This is a genomic window from Pseudomonas sp. WS 5411 (genome assembly GCF_012985595.1).
GTDB classification, from domain to species: Bacteria; Pseudomonadota; Gammaproteobacteria; order Pseudomonadales; family Pseudomonadaceae; genus Aquipseudomonas; species Aquipseudomonas shahriarae.
Map to the genome: position 1 here is coordinate 1 of NZ_JAARMC010000029.1, position 16847 is coordinate 16847.

Genomic DNA, 16847 nt, shown 5'->3' on the forward strand with positions numbered 1-16847 from the left:
CACCCCGGCATGGATGCCGGGGTAGCCGCGACACGGCCATGGATGGCCGATCGCGGCGGGCCCACGGAGCAATGCCTGACTGCGGGCATGCCGAGCCTAGGCGAGGCACCGAGTGGTGGGGCAAGAGTGTTTTGCTTACTTTTGCGCTCTACAAAAGTGAGCCGCCGTAAGGGCGGAACCAATAGCCGCCGTAACCGCAAAAACGGATATGTACACAACCCCAAGAACCACGAAAGAGCTGTGTAGATACCTATGCCGCGATAGCGCCGGCCCAGCAATCACAATCTTTCAGCCCTCAGCCCCCAACAACCGATACCCCACCCCCGCCTCGGTCACGATAAAACGCGGCTGGGTCGGGTCATCCGCCAGCTTCTGACGCAAGTGCCCCACCACAATCCGCAGGTAGTGGCTGTCTTCGGTATGGGTCGGGCCCCAGATATCCTTGAGCAACTGCTGCTGGGTAATCACCCGCCCAGGGTGGCGCGCCAGTTGCGCCAGCACCGCGTATTCCTTGCGGGTCAGGGCCACGTCGACCCCCTCCAGCAGCACCCGCCGATAAGCCAGGTCGACCATCAGCGGGCCAAACTGCAGGGCGGCCTGCTGCGCCTCGCCGGTGGGCGCCTGGCGCAACAGCGCACGTACCCGGGCGAGAAACTCCTGGATGCCAAACGGCTTGGTCACGTAGTCGTTGGCCCCACCGTCCAACGCCTGGACCTTCTGCCCTTCGCCAGCACGTACCGACAACACCAGCACCGGGGCCGTCGACCATTCGCGCAACTCGCGCAGCACCTGCTGGCCGTCCATGTCCGGCAGGCCCAGGTCCAGCACCAGCAGGTCCGGCTTGCTCAAGGCCGCCTGGGCCAGCCCTTCGGCGCCGGTCCCGGCCTCGATTACTTTGTAGCCCTGGGAGGCTAGGCTGATGCGCAAGAACTTGCGGATCTGCGGCTCGTCATCAATGACCAAAATCGTCGCAGTCTGGTTCATGGTGTTCCATCACAATCACTGAAAAAAGTTAAGAGTAGCGCACTGCGTCTCACGCTTCACTGTCCGGGCTCGGCTGGGTCTGCAACGGCAGGAACAGGGTGATGCACGTGCCCCGCCCGTCTATGCCCTCGGTCACGCTGATATGCCCGCCGTGGGCGCCGACCATGCCCTGGCAGATTGCCAGGCCGAGCCCGGTGCCCTGCCCGCCCCGGTCGCCCCGTGCGGCGGTGTAGAACATATCGAAAATCTTCGCCCGCTCTTCCTCGGGAATACCCGGACCTTCATCACTGACGGAAAAAAACACCGCCTGCTCGGCGACGCCAGCACGCAGTTGCAAGCGGCCATGGGGCGGTGAAAAACGCGCGGCGTTTTCCAGCACATTGACCAACGCCTGCTCGATCAAGGCGGCATGCACATACAGCAATGGCAACTCTGGCGGCACATCGGTACCCACCTGCAACGGCGCCAGCACGGCACGCAAACGGCCGAGGGAGCTGCCGACGATATCGCCGGGCGACACCCAGTCCCGCGCCAGCTTCAAGGCGCCATGGCCGAGGCGGGTCATGTCCAGCAGGTTCTGGATATAGCGGTCCAGGCGCTCGGCTTCGTCGCGGGTGCCTTCCAGCAACTCGCGGCGATCTTCCAGGGGAATGGCTTCGCCCAGGGCCAGCAGGCTGTCGATGCTGCCGCGCATGGAGGTCAGCGGCGTGCGCAAGTCATGGGACACCGAGGCCAACAAGGCACTGCGCAGTTGCTCGGTCTCGCCATGCAAACGGGCGGCCTCCAGGTTCTGCGCCAACTGGGCGCGGGCCAGGGCCTGGGCCAATGGCTGGCTCAAGGCCGTGAGCAGGCGCCGACGTTGGCCACTGAGCTCCAGGCCAGCCTTGGGGCTGACGCCGAGCAGGCCCAGCGGACCGTTTTCAGCAGACAGCGGCCACCACCACCAACGCCCAAACGGCAAGGTTCCGGTACCCATGCCCGCCGGCTGGTCGTGCTGCCAGGCCCAGTCGGCGGCGGCGCGCTCGGCCTCGGTAAAGGTCAGCGGCCCGCCGGTCTCGACCGTCCAGTCACCGGGCCCGTCGCGATTGACCAGGCACAACTGCAAATCGCTCCAGCCCTGCAGATGATGGGCCGCCGCGCTGATCACCGCCTGGCGATCAGTGGCAGCGGTGAGTTTGCGCGACAGGTCGAGCAGTTCGCTGGTTTCTTCCTGGGTGTCGCGCAGGGCCTGCAATTGCCGACGCTGGCGGGCGGCGAGGTTGCCGGTCAGCGCCGCCATCAGCAGGAAGAACAGCAAGGTCAGCACATCTTCTTCACGCTGGATAGCGAAGGAGAAATTCGGCGGAATAAACAAAAAGTCATAGGTCAGGAACGACAGCGCAGCGCAGGCCAATGCCGGCCCCAGGCTGCTGCGCACCGCCACCAGCAGCACTGCGGCGAGGAACACCAGAGAGATGTTGGGCAGCGGCAGAATACTCGACACCGCCCACGCCAACGCACTGGCCAGCACCGTTGCCAGCAGCGCCAGGGCGTAATCGAACCACACCAGGCCACGCACATCGGGCAAACGCGGCGCGGCGGGTGTTCCATCGCTGTCGAGGATATTGATTTCCAGGCCCCGGGCATTGCGCAACAAACGCGCCGCCAGGCCGCCACCGAACAGTCGGCGCCGCCAGCGCGGGCGCGACTGCCCCACCAGCACCAGGCTGGCACGACGCTCGGCAGCATGCTGGATCAGGGTCTTGGCCACCTCGCCGGCACGCAGCAACACCACTTCGCCACCCAGACGCTCGGCCAGTTGCTGGGCATTTTGCAGCCTCAGCCGAGACTGTTCGTCACGCACCCGGCCGTTGTCCACATGCACCATGCTCCAGGGCAGATGCCGGCGCTGGGCCACACGGCTGGCGTGACGCACCAGGCGTTCGGCCTCGGCGTCGCCATCCACCCCCACCAGCAAGCGCCCGCGCACGGCGGGCGCGGCCTGGCCCAATTGCCGGTAGCCCTGGGCCAGATCGTCATCGACGTGCGCGGCGGCAGTCTGCATCGCCAACTCGCGCAGGGCCATGAGGTTGGTCTGGGTAAAGAATGCGTCGATGGCCGCGCGCGCCTGCTCCGGCACATAGACCTTGCCGTCGCGCAGGCGCTCCAGCAGCTCGCGGGATGGCAGGTCGATCAGCAGTAACTCATCGGCCTCCTGCAAGACCCAGTCCGGCAGGGTTTCGCGTACCTGCACGCCGGTGATGCCACGTACCTGATCGTTGAGGCTTTCCAGGTGCTGGACGTTGACCGTGGTGAACACGTTAATGCCGGCGGAGAGCAGCTCCTGGATGTCCTGCCAGCGCTTTTCGTGGCGGCTGCCGGGGGCGTTGCTGTGGGCCAGTTCGTCCACCAGCACCAGCTTGGGCTTGGTGGCGAGCAAGCCGTCGAGGTCCATTTCTTCGAGCATCACCCCACGGTATTCCGAGCGCAGCAGCGGCTGCTGGGGCAAGCCACTGAGCAAGGCCTCGGTCTCGGCGCGGCCATGGGTCTCGACCACCCCGGCCACCACTTTGACGCCCTGGCGCAACTGGGTGTGGGCGGCCTGGAGCATGGCGTAGGTCTTGCCCACGCCCGGTGCGGCACCGAGGAATACCTTGAGCCGGCCGCGGCCGTGCTTGGGTAGGTCGGCTAGGAGGGCGTCGGCGCGGCCGGAGTCACTCATGGGGCAGTCTTCTTTCAGTTAGGGATGTTGGGTACATACAGCCGCCATCGCCGGCAAGCCAGTTCCCACATCCGGAATGCATTCCAAGTGTGGGAGCGGGCTTGCCCGCGATGGCGGCGCAACGGTCTACAACTTTTCCAGCGCCATATTCAGCGCCAGTACATTCACCACCGGCGGCCCCACCAGCGGCTGTTCGATATGCTCATCCATCAAGCGCTCCAGGGTCGACACCGGCAGCTGGCGTGCCGCCGCCACCCGCGCCAGTTGATAGGCAATTGCCTGCGGTGGCAAGTGTGGATCAAGACCGCTGCCGGAGGTAGTCAAGAGTGCCAGGGGCACCGGGCCCTGGCCGGGGCCCTGGATTTTCGCGGCGTCGTCAAACACCCGCGTCGCCAGCGCCGGGTTGCTCGGGCCGAGGTTGCTGGCACTGCTGGACACGGTGGCAAACGCACCCGCCGAAGGCCGCGAGTGGAACCAGCGCTCGCCGGTAAATTCCTGGGCAATCAGGCTGGAACCGCGCACCTTGCCTTCGGCGTCACGCACCAGGCTGCCATTGGCCTGGTCGGGAAAGGCCACCTGGGCGACGCCGGTCACTACCAACGGATAGGCCACGCCCGTGATCAGGGTCATCAATACCAACAGGCTCAAGGCCGGACGGATCATGCTGGACATTTCATCTTCCTCTATTGATTCGTGACCTGTAGGAGCCAGCTCCTACAGGGTTGGGTCAGACCAGGTGCAGCGCTGTCAGCAGCATGTCGATCGCCTTGATCCCGGCGAACGGCACCACAAGCCCGCCCACGCCATAGATCAACAGGTTGCGTCGCAGCAGTGCCGCCGCACTCGCCGCCTGCACCCGCACACCGCGCAGGGCCAGGGGGATCAACACCACGATGATCAGCGCGTTGAACACAATCGCCGAAAGAATCGCGCTCTGCGGGCTGTTCAGGTGCATCACGTTAAGCACCCCCAGTTGCGGGTAGATCGAGGCAAACAGCGCCGGCAGGATTGCAAAGTACTTGGCGACGTCGTTGGCAATCGAAAAGGTGGTCAGCGCACCACGGGTCACCAGCAATTCCTTGCCGACCTGCACCACGTCCAGCAGCTTGGTCGGGTCGCTGTCGAGGTCGACCATGTTCGCCGCTTCGCGCGCCGCCTGGGTGCCGTCATTCATGGCCATGCCCACGTCCGCCTGGGCCAGGGCCGGGGCGTCGTTGGCACCGTCGCCACACATGGCCACCAGGCGCCCGTCGTTCTGCTCGTGGCGGATGCGCGCCAGTTTCTTCTCCGGCGTGGCTTCCGCCAGCACATCATCCACACCCGCTTCGGCGGCAATCGCGGCGGCGGTCAATGGGTTATCGCCGGTCACCATCACCGTGCGGATCCCCAGCTTGCGCAACTCGGCAAAGCGCTCACGGATACCCGGCTTGACCACGTCCTTGAGGTGGATCGCGCCGAGCAATTTACCGTCGGCACACACCAGCAACGGAGTGCCGCCGCTCTGAGCGATTTTGTCGATTTCCCGGGACAGCGCGGGCAACAGGTCTTGGCGTTGCAGACCGATAAACGCCAGCAGCGAATCGACAGCGCCTTTACGGTAGACGCGGCCCTGGTAATCCACCCCGGACAAGCGCGTTTCGGCGCTGAACGGCACGCCGGTCAGCTCTTGCACAGAGGGCTCGGTGTACGGATGCAAGGCGCGCAGGTATTCGACGATGGATTTGCCTTCTGCCGTATCGTCGGCCAGCGAGGCCAGCAGCGCGCCTTCGGCCAATTCCTTGCCATTAACGCCGGGCGCGGCATAGATGCCTGCACAGCGCCGGTTACCGAAGGTGATGGTGCCGGTCTTGTCCAGCAACAGCACATGCACGTCCCCCGCCGCTTCCACGGCGCGCCCGGACTTGGCGATCACGTTGAGGCGCACCAGGCGGTCCATGCCGGCGATGCCGATGGCCGACAACAGGCCACCGATGGTGGTGGGAATCAGCGTGACCAGCAGCGCCACCAGGAACACCAGGGGCAGGCTGCCATTGGCGAAGTGGGCGAAGGGCTGCAAGGTCACGACCACCAGCAGGAAGATCATGGTCAAGCCGATCAGCAGGATATCTAGCGCCACTTCGTTGGGGGTTTTCTGGCGTTTGGCGCCTTCCACCAAAGCGATCATGCGGTCCAGCGTCGATTCACCGGGGTTGGCGGTGATGCGAATCACCAGCCAGTCCGAGACCAGCCGAGTATTGCCGGTGACGGCCGAGCGGTCGCCGCCGGATTCGCGGATCACTGGTGCGGATTCACCGGTAATCGCCGCTTCATTGACCGCCGCAATACCCTCGATGACTTCGCCGTCGCCAGGGATCATTTCCCCGGCCGCAACCCGCACCACATCGCCTTTGCGCAGGCTGGTGGCGGGCACTACCGTGAAGCTGCCGTCTGCCTCCTGGCGTCGTGCACTCAGGCCTTCACTGCCAGCCTTGAGGCTGTCGGCACGGGCCTTGCCACGGCCCTCGGCCAGGGCTTCGGCGAAGTTGGCGAACAGCACGGTGAACCACAGCCACAGGGCAATCTGCACTGCGACAAAGGTCGGCACGCTGCTGTCCGGCACCAGGCACAGCACCGTGGTGAGGATTGCGGTCAGCTCGACCACCAGCATCACCGGCGAACGCTTCAACTGGCGCGGGTCCAGCTTGACGAACGCCTGGATCAGGGCCGGGCGCCACAGGGCCGAGATCGAGGTCTTCGCCGACTCCTGGGTCTTGACCGGAGCGGCATTGTTTACAGGCATATTCATGTTCATACCCCTTAGAAGCCCATGCTCAGGTGTTCAGCGATAGGGCCCAGTGCCAGCGTCGGCAGGAACGTCAGGCCGCCCACCAGCAAAATGGTCACGGTCAACAACGTCACGAACAACGGGCCGTGGGTCGGGAAACTGTCCTGGCCAATCGGTGCGCTTTTCTTCATCGCCAGGCTGCCGGCCAGGGCCAGTACCGGGAGGATGTAGCCGAAGCGTCCGATCAACATGCCCAAGCCCAGCATCAGATTGTGAAACGGGGTATTGGCGCCCAGGCCACCAAAGGCCGAACCGTTGTTGGCACTGGCTGAGGTGTAGCCATAGAGCAACTGGCTGAAGCCGTGGGGGCCGGGGTTGCTGATGGTTGCAGCAGTGGCCGGCACGCTGGCGGCAATCGCGCCGAGTACCAGTACGCCTACGGGCATCACCAGCAGGGTCACCACCAGCAACTGCACTTCCCGGGCCTGGAGTTTCTTGCCGAGGTATTCCGGGGTGCGGCCGATCATCAAGCCGGCGAGGAACACCGCGATCAGCACGTTGAGCAGCATGCCGTACATACCGGCACCGACGCCGCCGAAGATCACTTCGCCGACCATCATATTGACCAGCGCCACCATCCCGCTCAGGGGGTTGAGGCTGTCCTGCATGCCGTTGACCGAACCGTTGGACGCCGCCGTGGTGGTCACCGACCACAACACGGTGCCGGTGGTGCCGAAACGCATTTCCTTGCCTTCCAGGGGCGCAGTCTGCTCGACCGCCGGGTTGTTCAGGGTCGGGTTGGGCTGGTACTCGGACCACAGCGACACCGAACCGCCAATCAGGAACAGCGCGAGCATGCAGCCGAGAATCGCACGGCTCTGGCGCAGGTCCTTGACGTAGTGGCCGAAGGTGAACACCAGCGCCACCGGAATCAGGATGATCGCCGCCACTTCAAACAGGTTGGCCCAGGCAGTCGGGTCTTCGAACGGATGCGCCGAGTTGACCCCGAAGAAGCCACCGCCGTTGGTCCCCAGTTGCTTGATCGCAATCTGGCTGGCCGCCGGGCCGAGTGGGATCACCTGATCGACGCCCTGCATCGTCAGCGCGCTGACGTAGTGAGCGAAGGTTTGCGGCACGCCCTGCCAGACCAGAAACAGCGCCAGCACCAGGCACAATGGCAGCAAGCCATAGAGGGTGGCGCGGGTCATATCCACCCAGAAATTGCCCAGGGTGCTGGCGGACTTGCGACCAATCCCACGGCAAAGGGCGACAAGCACCGCAAGGCCAGTGGCCGCACTGACAAAGTTCTGCACGGTCAGGCCGGCCATCTGGCTCAGGTAGCTGAGGCTGGCTTCACCGCTGTAGGACTGCCAGTTGGTGTTGGTCATGAAACTGACGGCGGTGTTGAACGCCTGCGTCCATTCCTGCCCAGGCAACTGCTGCGGGTTGAGCGGCAGGTAGTCCTGGAACAACAGGATCGCAAACAACAACAAAAAGCCCGCCAGGTTGAAGGCCAGCAGGGCCAGGGTGTACTTTTGCCAACTTTGTTCTTGTTGTGCATCGACCCCGGCCACGCGATAACACACGCGCTCGACCGGCCCGAACACTGGCGTAAGCCAAGTGCGCTGCCCTTCCATCACCTTGTAGTAGAACCGCCCCAGAAATGGCGCTGGAACCAGCACCACGGCGAAGAAGGCGATGATCAGCCAATAGTCATAACTGTGCATAGCCGCTCCTAGCCCCGATCCGCGCGCAACAGCGCAACCAGCAGATAAATGAATAGCGCCACGGCCAGTAGCAGTGACACCCCATCCAGAACACTCATGGAAGTTTCTCCGTCAGACGGCGACTGCCGCGTATGGAGGTATTGTCCGCAGGAGGGGCGTAAAGGAACGAGGGCGAGGGGGTGGAGGGGGCGTAAAGATGGCGTAAAGAGTGGGTTGGACGTGAGGTTTTCGGGGCTGTTGAGGCCGCTATCGCGGGCAAGCCCGGCTCCCACAGTTGACCGGGTGCATCCTTGGGAATGCGGCTAAATGCGGCAGCCGGGCTTGCCCGCAATAGCATCAGCCTATCCGCCGCCGCCCTACCCTGGTGCACGGAATTACGGTCGCAAACAACAAACTATCTCCCGGGCGACAGTTCCTGCCCTTTACGACGCCCTTTTCCAAGCTGGCATGGCCGCTGCAATGTCCTGAAACATTCCAAACCGTTCTGGGAGCAGCGCAATGAACACCCAACTCAAGCCCACCTTGGGCACCTTGCATCTGTGGGGCATCGCCGTGGGGCTGGTGATCTCCGGCGAATACTTTGGCTGGAGCTATGGCTGGGGCGTGGCCGGGACGCTGGGCTTTTTGGTGACGTCATTGATGGTCGCTGCCATGTACACCTGTTTCATCTTCAGCTTCACCGAACTGACCACCGCAATTCCCCATGCCGGCGGGCCGTTTGCCTACAGCCGGCGGGCGTTCGGCGAGAAAGGCGGGCTGATCGCCGGGCTGGCCACCTTGATCGAGTTCGTCTTCGCGCCTCCGGCGATTGCCCTGGCCATCGGCGCCTACCTGAATGTGCAATTCCCGGCACTCGACCCGAAACACGCAGCGGTCGGGGCGTACTTTGTGTTCATGGGCTTGAATATTCTCGGGGTGAAACTGGCCGCGACCTTCGAGCTGGTGGTGTGCGTGCTGGCCGTGGCCGAACTGTTGGTCTTTATGGGCGTGGTGGCACCGGCATTCAGCTTCAGCAACTTCGCCCTCAACGGCTGGGCGGGTGCCGACACCTTTGGCGCGCCGGTGATAGCCGGGATTTTTGCCGCGATCCCCTTCGCCATCTGGTTCTTCCTCGCCATCGAAGGCGCCGCCATGGCCGCCGAAGAAGCCAAGGACCCCAAGCGCACGATTCCCAAGGCTTACATCAGCGGCATCCTGACCCTGGTGTTTCTAGCCATGGGCGTAATGTTCTTTGCCGGCGGCGTGGGCGACTGGCGCACCCTGTCGAACATCAACGACCCCTTGCCCCAGGCAATGAAAACCGTGGTGGGTGAAAGCTCCGGCTGGCTGCACATGCTGGTGTGGATCGGCCTGTTTGGCCTGGTGGCCAGCTTCCACGGCATCATCCTCGGCTACTCGCGCCAGTTCTTCGCCCTGGCCCGCGCCGGCTACCTGCCCTCCTCCCTGGCCAAGCTGTCACGCTTCCAGACACCCCTCCGGGCCATCCTCGCCGGCGGCGTGGTGGGCATCGCCGCCATCTACAGCGACGGCCTGATCAACCTTGGCGGCATGACCCTGACCGCCGCGATGATCACCATGGCCGTGTTCGGCGCCATCGTCATGTACATCATGAGCATGCTCAGCCTGTTCAAGCTGCGTAAGAGCGAACCGTTGCTGGAACGCACCTTCCGCGCGCCGGGCTACCCGATCGTGCCGGCCATTGCGCTGATCCTGGCGCTGGTCTGCCTGGTGGCCATGGCATGGTTCAATACCCTGATCGGCCTGATCTTCCTCGGGTTCATGGCCGCAGGTTTCATCTACTTCCAACTGACCGCCCAAGACCGCGCCGATGCGCCAGCGGATGCGATGTTGACCGGGCTCTAAACCAGCGAGGCAGAACGGGCCTACAATGGAACGACTGACGAAAGCCGTCACTCAAAGCTGATAGTGCCGTGGGGAATCTTCCCCATGGCAGTCGGCCTCAAGGAGAGCCCTATGCCCTGGTATGCCTGGTTGATCATGGTGGTCGCCATCGGTTCGATCGTTGGTGGCTTGCTGATGCTGCGTGACAGCGCCAACAAAGTGGAACTGACCGACGAACAACGCAAACGTGTCGCCGAGCGCAATGCTCAGGCCGACGCCAAGGACGCGCAGGATCGCTGAAACAAACGCCCCGTGCTGACCGTTACCGGCAGCACGCCAGGCGAGTCAATCTAGATTAAGGCAAATTTGTAATCGCTCCGCGAAACAGCACCAAACCTTGGTTAATATGGCCCCATGTTTCAGAGGGCCCTCTCATGCGCTACTCGCACAATCACAAAGCTCAAACCCACCAGCGCATCATTAAAGAGGCGTCGGTGCGCTTTCGCCGCGACGGCATTGGCGCCACCGGCCTGCAACCCCTGATGAAAGCCTTGAACCTGACCCATGGCGGGTTCTACGCCCACTTCAAATCCAAGGACGAACTGGTGGAAAAGGCCCTGCAAGCCGCCTCCGCCGAACTGGACGCGCATTGCGCGATGCTCTTCAGCCAGGAACGACCGCTGGAAGCCTTTATCGACAGTTACCTGTCAGAGTGGCATCACACCTCCCCCGACCAAGGTTGCCCGTTGCCCACCATGTCCTCGGAACTGGGACAGCGCGGGCAACAGAGCCCCACCACCGATACAGTCCTCGACGCCCGGCTCAAGCAAATCGAAACCGCATTGGGCAGCCCCAATGCCGACGAACAAAGCCTGGTGATGATGTCGACACTGGTAGGTGCATTGGTCCTGGCGCGCAGTGTCGAAAACCCGGAACTGGCGACACGCATTCTCGACGTGGTGCGAGAAAGCCTGAAAACCGGGGTCAATACAGCCCCTGCCGACATAAAAAAGGCCGGTCAATGACCGGCCTCCTGCCTTGATTACTTAACCTCCAGCCTGTCGCGATTCTTCTCCAGCAGCGACTTGCCAATCCCCTTCACTTCCAGCAACTCATCCACCACCGTGAACGATCCATTGGACTCGCGATAAGCAATGATCGCCTTGGCCTTGGCCGCGCCAATGCCGAACAGATCACGGCGCAGGGTTTCAGCGTCCGCTGCGTTGAGGTTGACCTTGGGGGTGGGTTGTTCGCTTGCGCTCAACTGAGCCGCGAGCGGCTGCGGCGCCTCAGGCTTGGCCGATGGGGCGGCAATCGACACGGCGGACAGGCTGGTGAGGAAGGCAAAAAGCAGGGAGGAAAAAACGGTTCTACGCATTAGAGACGCTCCATGACATCAGTGGGAAAAGCAGCTTTCCGAAGCTGCTTTTCAAACTTAGGTGATGTGGGGGGATAGTCAAAAATGGGTGAGTTACAGGGTGTGAGTTCAGGGTTCCAGACGACGTTGCTGGTAGATCCAATCGACGATTTCGCCATCTGGAGCGTAGCCGCTGACGGTGTCGCGTAGAAGCTGGCGAACACGGGTGTAATCGTCCTCATCCAGAGCGGCAAGCAACTCGGTTAACTTACCCTTGAGGATGTCCCAAGACAGGTGGTCTTCGTTGGCACTCATGATCATTGGGTGCTGGGTCGCCACCACGTTGTCACCGATCAGCAACTCCTCGTAAAGCTTTTCGCCGGGACGTAGCCCGGTGAATTCGATGGAGATATCGCCGTGGGGATTCTTTTCGGAACGAACACTCAGGCCTGACAGATGAACCATCTTCTCAGCCAGTTCGATAATTTTTACCGGCTCGCCCATATCCAGTACGAACACATCACCGCCAAGCCCCATGGAACCGGCTTGAATAACAAGCTGCGCCGCTTCGGGGATGGTCATGAAATAGCGAGTAATTTTCGGGTGGGTTACGGTCAACGGTCCACCGGATTTGATCTGTTTGTGGAACAGTGGAATCACTGAGCCGGAGGAGCCCAATACATTGCCGAAACGGACCATGGTGAAACGGGTTTTGTTGACATGTGACACGTTGGATCTATCACTGAACAATACCGGTGCCAGTTCACGGCTAAGAGCCTGGAGCGTCAACTCTGCCAGGCGCTTGGTGCTGCCCATGACGTTAGTCGGACGTACGGCTTTGTCGGTCGAAATCAGCACAAAGTTAGCGACGCCCGCCTGAAGAGCAGCTTGCGCGGTGTTCAGCGTGCCTATCACGTTATTCAACACGCCTTCGGCAATATTATGCTCCACCATTGGTACGTGTTTGTAAGCTGCAGCGTGGTAGACCGTATCGACGTTCCACGTCTTCATGACGTCCAGCAACTTGGATGGGTTGCGTACAGAACCGAGTATCGGCAACAATTTTATAGGCAACGACTCACGGGTAATACGCTGCTCAAGTTCGGATAGGATGCTGTAGAGATTGAACTCACTGTGTTCGAAGAGTAGCAACGTTTTTGGACGCAGTAACATAATCTGACGGCAGAGTTCGGAGCCGATGGAGCCGCCCGCGCCTGTCACCAAGACATTCTGGCCCTTAACGCAGTGCTCCAGGAGTTCGCCCTGAGCAGGTACGGTGTCACGGCCCAAGAGGTCGGCGATATCGACTTCCTGAATGTCATCGACCTTGACTCGACCGCTGGCCAGATCCATAAAGCCAGGAACACTTCGTACATGGAGGGGGAAGCCTTCGAGGAACCCAAGGATTTCACGACGCCGACCACGATTGGATGAGGGAATCGCCAGCAGGATCTCTTGAGCGCCGGTGGCGTCGATCATACGTTGGATATGTTTAGGTTTGTATACTTGTAGTCCGGAGATGACCCGCTCGGCAATACTGGCATCGTCGTCGATAAAGGCAACTGGGCGCATCGCGCGGCCCATGCGCAAGGCCGCCACCAATTGGTTGCCTGCTGCTCCCGCACCATAGATGGCAACACGCGGCAGACCGTCTTCACGACTGGTAAACGGCATGTGCTGCGATGCGGAGAACCAGTCTCCCAGAAAGTATTGGCGCATGGCTAAACGTAGCCCACCCACCATGATCAGGCTGAGCCACCAGTAGTTGAAGATAATGGAGCGTGGGACGACATTCTGGTGGTTGCTGTACCAGTAAACGACAACGCCCAAAATCAAGGACGACAAGCTGACTGCCTTGATGATTGCGATTAGTGCGTCGTTACCAAAATATCGCATCACTGCGCGATACATGCCGAAGCGGACAAACAAAGGAATAGCGACCACAGGCGCGGCTATAAACAGCCAGAGATGGTCCAGAAACGGATTGACCATCTCATCAATCCCAAGCCGTACGATGAACGCAAGCCATAGAGCCGCCCAAACGACCAACACATCAGTAGCCACCTGAATCAGTCGTTTTTTGCGGCGTGGCAACCCCACCAGGAATGCCCGTAATCTTTCCATAACTCCTTCGCCCACCTCAGACCGTTCCTATAATTAATTACCGTTTGCCCATTCTACGTTTCTCGACATACTCTGACCTATAAATCGTCAGCTGTTGCTGGTAGTCGCAGAAACGCTGCTTTCCAACTCACCGGCATGAAACTTGAGCGCCAGCGCAATAAGGGGTATGTAGGCGATAACCACGCCCAATGTGCCGTCCAGCCCCAGCAAGACCACGCACATCGCAATCGGTAGCAACCAAAACAGGTTCAGAGTTGCAACCGCCAGTGTCACCGGCAAATGCTTGCCGCAACGTCTGGAGGCAAATTGATAAGCGTGGCTGCGATGGGCCTCATAAACTTTGTCTCCGCGCACCAACCGGCGGGTCAGTGTGAAGGTCGCGTCCACGATGAATACACCCAACAGAATCAACCACGCCCATAACAACTGTGAGGAAGCCCACGCCGCCTGGATAGAAAGAACACCTAAGATTATCCCCAAAAAACCGCTGCCTGCATCCCCCATGAAAATTCGAGCAGGCGGGAAGTTCCAGAACAGAAACCCAGCGACAGCCATCGCCAGCAAGAGCGGAAGTAAAACCAAGCCCTCAAGACCATTAAACCAGTAGAGAAGGCAAATACCCAGGCACACACAGATAGCCTCAACGCTGGCAATGCCGTCAATACCATCCATAAAGTTGTATAAATTGAGCATCCATACAAGATAAAAAGCGGCGAGAACACCACCCACCCACCCTAGGTCCACGCTCATGCCAAAGAGCGTTATTGCTGGTAGCCCGCCCAACCAGAACAGCGCCCAGGCCGCAGCGGCAAAGTGCCCCAGCAAGCGCCAACGAGCGGCAATATGACCGTGGTCATCCATGAAACCTATAATCGCGATCAACGCGCCCGAACCACCCGCGGCTATCAAGACATCAAACGACACTGCGTGTGTCCAGCCCAAAAACGGTAAAGCCAAAGTGAAAGCAACCACAATAGCTACGCCTCCACCACGCGGGGTTGGCACGGAATGAGAGCTGCGGGCGTTTGGAATATCAATAATGCTGCGAACAAGCGCATAACGTCGCAGCGCTGCAGTCAACGCGAACGACAAAACAGCAACGACGGGAATCAACCACCAATAAATCATTGTTTTTTATGTTCCATATAATGCGCCGCGGCGACTTTTAATGCGTTGTCCACGGATACCGGGGGCGTCCATTGCAGTAAAGATCGTGTTTTGTTGATATCAACCTGCAAAGAACCGCAAAGTCGCTGAGACAATGACTTTTTACCGAGCAGGTTAGCAGTTGTGCTGAGTATCCAACTGGGGACCGGTAACAGCCGCGCCGATTTATCCAGCGCCAGGGCCATCCTGCGCAACAACTGGGTGGTTGAAAGATCCTCCCCATCGCTAACTAAAAATGTCTGATTGGCGGCCCCGCTATGGACAATGGACGTTACGATCAAGTCGACCAGATTATCCAGGGCCACCAGACTCCGGCCGTTATGAATTGCGCCAAATGGCAAAGGGACACCCTTGTCCAGCCAGCGCATCATGTTCAGAAAGTTGGCCTTCACACCTGGGCCATAAACTAATACCGGACGAATAATCACGACTTCCATTCCGGTGCGGCCTGCCAGGTCCCGCAATCCTTGCTCCGCTTCCATCTTGGAAACACCATAGGGGTCGCGTGGTTCAGGGCGGTCATCCGCAGTATAGGGCCTACCTGGCTCGGTGCCCTCGCCATTGACCTTGATGGAGCTAATAAAGACAAAACGTCGGACCCTCGCTTCAGCCGCTTGCCGAGCGAGATTTAAGGTGCCCTCAACATTAACCTTGCGAAAAGCGGCCAGCGGATCAGTTTCAGTATCGTTCATCACATGTACGCGTGCAGCGCAATGAACTACCACATCGACCCCGGCAAGATGTTCGCTCCAAGAAGCCCCTTCAAAAGAATCGAATCGAACGGTATCCACGCCCTCTTCAAACCCTTGAGATCCATTGCGAACAGCTGCTGTCACGGAGAAACCATCGACAGCCAAGCGGCGCAAAACAGCGCCACCGACAAAACCGGAGGCACCGGTCAAAAAAACAGATTGCGACATTACTGGCGTCCTTTACGTAAGGTTGCATCACGAAACAGCTGTTCCAGGCGAGCTAACAAAGTGGGCTTTGAATAGTTACCCAAGTAGTACTCACGACCAAACTTACCCATGTTCGCCCGCTGATCCGCGTCGGTGGTCGCCAGTTCAAGCGTGATACGGGCGAGCGCTACAGCATCGCCTGATGGACACGACAACCCTGCCCCGGACTCATCGATGACGCGCGCGGCCTCGCCATTGATCATGCCAAGGATGGGTTTACCAGAAGCCAAATAAGCCTGGACCTTGCCGGGAATAGTCTTCTCGAATACGTCATTTGTCTTCAACGAGACCAGCAACGCATCGGCACAAGCAAACAAGGCGGGCATTTCCTCCAGAGGATGACGTCCCAACAACAGAACATTATCCAGCTGGCGGGACTTGACCTGGTCGGCGAGCCATTCGCTCATACGCCCATCACCGACAATGACCCAGCGTACGGGTACTTTATCCACCAGAGCCTGAGCGGCATCTATAACAGCGGGAAAATCCTGTGCATCACCCAGATTGCCCGCAAATAAAACAGTAAAGACTGTTTCGTCACGCTCCAGCAAGGACGAGGCAGGAGGCGTAGCGCTGGAAAAGTCATCTTCAGCCCAACTGGGAAAGTAAATTAAACGCTCGGGGGTAATTTCCTGAGTACAGTAGTGCTTTACGTTTTCAAAAAAGCCGTGGGATTGCAGCAAGAGATAATCTGCTCGATTATAAATCCAGGAAACCATTCGCCCTACCATCGCCAGTAACAATGGTTGCCGTAACACGCCGACTGCCCGAAGGGTTTCGGGCCATAAATCCAGGACCCAGATGAAAACTGGAGCTTTCTTCAAGCGGCCGATTACCAAGGAGGGTATCGCCGCCATGATTGGAGAAACCGCATAAACAAAAATTGCATCAAACCTCTCACCACGTAACTTCCATGGTCCTACTGTTGAGGCCGAGGTAAAAAAAGAGAGATAGTTCAGTATCAGACTAATACTCCGTTTACCACGAGGGATCAGCGGTACCCTGACAACCTTAGCACCTGAATATTCCATAAAACTACCTGGCTGCGCACGGTAACTTTCGTAAACCTTGCCTTCAGGATAGTTGGGCAGTCCGGTCAATACCGTGACATTGTGCCCCTTATCGGACAAGTCTCGAACAAGATCATTAATGCGCATATTTTCTGGCCAAAAATATTGTGTCACCACCAGAATATTCAGTTTATTATCAGGCATTAAAATAA

Annotated in this window: 14 protein-coding genes; 3 read left to right on the forward strand and 11 right to left on the reverse strand. The window is 59.9% G+C overall.

The genetic code is table 11. The features are described 5' to 3' along the window. Positions 1 to 288 precede the first annotated feature (288 nt). The 6 genes from HBR93_RS24405 to kdpF all read right to left on the reverse strand — a co-directional run bounded on the left by HBR93_RS24405 (position 289) and on the right by kdpF (position 8274). Positions 289 to 984 (reverse strand): response regulator, encoded by a 696-nt coding sequence (locus HBR93_RS24405; protein WP_169961263.1) that lies wholly within the window; start codon positions 982 to 984, stop codon positions 289 to 291. A gap of 49 nt (positions 985 to 1033) precedes the next feature. Then, positions 1034 to 3685 (reverse strand): sensor histidine kinase KdpD, encoded by a 2652-nt coding sequence (locus tag HBR93_RS24410; RefSeq protein WP_169961264.1) that lies wholly within the window; start codon positions 3683 to 3685, stop codon positions 1034 to 1036. Between the two features lie 126 nt (positions 3686 to 3811). Beyond that, on the reverse strand, positions 3812 to 4357 hold the full coding sequence (gene kdpC / locus HBR93_RS24415) for a potassium-transporting ATPase subunit KdpC (protein WP_057439203.1): 546 nt from the start codon (positions 4355 to 4357) through the stop codon (positions 3812 to 3814). 55 nt (positions 4358 to 4412) lie between these two features. Next, the gene (gene kdpB, locus HBR93_RS24420) at positions 4413 to 6476 is read right to left on the reverse strand and encodes a potassium-transporting ATPase subunit KdpB (RefSeq protein ID WP_057439204.1); all 2064 of its coding nucleotides are present in this window, start codon (positions 6474 to 6476) and stop codon (positions 4413 to 4415) included. Positions 6477 to 6481: 5 nt separating this feature from the next. Next, on the reverse strand, positions 6482 to 8176 hold the full coding sequence (kdpA, locus tag HBR93_RS24425; RefSeq protein ID WP_115127834.1) for a potassium-transporting ATPase subunit KdpA: 1695 nt from the start codon (positions 8174 to 8176) through the stop codon (positions 6482 to 6484). An 8-nt stretch (positions 8177 to 8184) separates the two neighbouring features. Then, the gene (kdpF, locus tag HBR93_RS24430) at positions 8185 to 8274 is read right to left on the reverse strand and encodes a K(+)-transporting ATPase subunit F (RefSeq protein WP_032863112.1); all 90 of its coding nucleotides are present in this window, start codon (positions 8272 to 8274) and stop codon (positions 8185 to 8187) included. A 400-nt stretch (positions 8275 to 8674) separates the two neighbouring features. Here kdpF and eat point away from each other — a divergent pair, with 400 nt between their 5' ends. From eat to HBR93_RS24445, 3 genes are all read left to right on the forward strand, one after another. Next, positions 8675 to 10039 carry an ethanolamine permease gene (gene eat / locus HBR93_RS24435; RefSeq protein ID WP_169961265.1) on the forward strand — a complete coding sequence of 455 codons (1365 nt, stop codon included), beginning with the start codon at positions 8675 to 8677 and terminating at the stop codon, positions 10037 to 10039. A 111-nt stretch (positions 10040 to 10150) separates the two neighbouring features. Then, complete coding sequence (locus tag HBR93_RS24440) at positions 10151 to 10318, forward strand: DUF2897 family protein (RefSeq protein ID WP_081044204.1); 168 nt, start codon at positions 10151 to 10153, stop codon at positions 10316 to 10318. Positions 10319 to 10452: 134 nt separating this feature from the next. Further along, entirely contained in the window at positions 10453 to 11043 is a 591-nt protein-coding gene (locus HBR93_RS24445; RefSeq protein ID WP_057439206.1) for a TetR/AcrR family transcriptional regulator, read from the forward strand. A 17-nt stretch (positions 11044 to 11060) separates the two neighbouring features. Here HBR93_RS24445 and HBR93_RS24450 read toward each other — a convergent pair whose 3' ends face one another. From HBR93_RS24450 to HBR93_RS24470, 5 genes are all read right to left on the reverse strand, one after another. After that, positions 11061 to 11396: a helix-hairpin-helix domain-containing protein gene (locus tag HBR93_RS24450; RefSeq protein ID WP_169961266.1), complete on the reverse strand. Its 336-nt coding sequence runs from the start codon at positions 11394 to 11396 to the stop codon at positions 11061 to 11063. 108 nt (positions 11397 to 11504) lie between these two features. Then, positions 11505 to 13499, reverse strand: coding sequence for a nucleoside-diphosphate sugar epimerase/dehydratase (locus HBR93_RS24455; protein ID WP_169961267.1), 1995 nt, complete (start codon positions 13497 to 13499; stop codon positions 11505 to 11507). 87 nt (positions 13500 to 13586) lie between these two features. Beyond that, positions 13587 to 14627 carry a glycosyltransferase family 4 protein gene (locus HBR93_RS24460; RefSeq protein WP_169961268.1) on the reverse strand — a complete coding sequence of 347 codons (1041 nt, stop codon included), beginning with the start codon at positions 14625 to 14627 and terminating at the stop codon, positions 13587 to 13589. Then, entirely contained in the window at positions 14624 to 15586 is a 963-nt protein-coding gene (locus HBR93_RS24465) for an SDR family oxidoreductase (RefSeq protein ID WP_169961269.1), read from the reverse strand. The genes HBR93_RS24460 and HBR93_RS24465 overlap by 4 nt, the downstream gene beginning before the upstream one ends. Further along, positions 15586 to 16839 (reverse strand): glycosyltransferase family 4 protein, encoded by a 1254-nt coding sequence (locus tag HBR93_RS24470; RefSeq protein ID WP_169961270.1) that lies wholly within the window; start codon positions 16837 to 16839, stop codon positions 15586 to 15588. Before HBR93_RS24470 ends, HBR93_RS24465 begins: the two co-directional genes overlap by 1 nt. Positions 16840 to 16847 lie beyond the last annotated feature (8 nt).

Excerpts from the sequence above, each read along its gene's own strand:
- kdpC (WP_057439203.1), bottom strand. The coding sequence starts at position 4,357 with ATGTCCAGCATGATCCGTCCGGCCTTGAGCCTGTTGGTATTGATGACC.
- HBR93_RS24470 (WP_169961270.1), bottom strand. The coding sequence starts at position 16,839 with ATGCCTGATAATAAACTGAATATTCTGGTGGTGACACAATATTTTTGG.
- HBR93_RS24460 (WP_169961268.1), bottom strand. The coding sequence starts at position 14,627 with ATGATTTATTGGTGGTTGATTCCCGTCGTTGCTGTTTTGTCGTTCGCG.
- HBR93_RS24455 (WP_169961267.1), bottom strand. The coding sequence starts at position 13,499 with ATGGAAAGATTACGGGCATTCCTGGTGGGGTTGCCACGCCGCAAAAAA.
- kdpA (WP_115127834.1), bottom strand. The coding sequence starts at position 8,176 with ATGCACAGTTATGACTATTGGCTGATCATCGCCTTCTTCGCCGTGGTG.
- HBR93_RS24440 (WP_081044204.1), top strand. The coding sequence starts at position 10,151 with ATGCCCTGGTATGCCTGGTTGATCATGGTGGTCGCCATCGGTTCGATC.
- HBR93_RS24410 (WP_169961264.1), bottom strand. The coding sequence starts at position 3,685 with ATGAGTGACTCCGGCCGCGCCGACGCCCTCCTAGCCGACCTACCCAAG.
- eat (WP_169961265.1), top strand. The coding sequence starts at position 8,675 with ATGAACACCCAACTCAAGCCCACCTTGGGCACCTTGCATCTGTGGGGC.
- HBR93_RS24405 (WP_169961263.1), bottom strand. The coding sequence starts at position 984 with ATGAACCAGACTGCGACGATTTTGGTCATTGATGACGAGCCGCAGATC.
- HBR93_RS24465 (WP_169961269.1), bottom strand. The coding sequence starts at position 15,586 with ATGTCGCAATCTGTTTTTTTGACCGGTGCCTCCGGTTTTGTCGGTGGC.
- kdpF (WP_032863112.1), bottom strand. The coding sequence starts at position 8,274 with ATGAGTGTTCTGGATGGGGTGTCACTGCTACTGGCCGTGGCGCTATTC.
- HBR93_RS24450 (WP_169961266.1), bottom strand. The coding sequence starts at position 11,396 with ATGCGTAGAACCGTTTTTTCCTCCCTGCTTTTTGCCTTCCTCACCAGC.
- kdpB (WP_057439204.1), bottom strand. The coding sequence starts at position 6,476 with ATGAACATGAATATGCCTGTAAACAATGCCGCTCCGGTCAAGACCCAG.
- HBR93_RS24445 (WP_057439206.1), top strand. The coding sequence starts at position 10,453 with ATGCGCTACTCGCACAATCACAAAGCTCAAACCCACCAGCGCATCATT.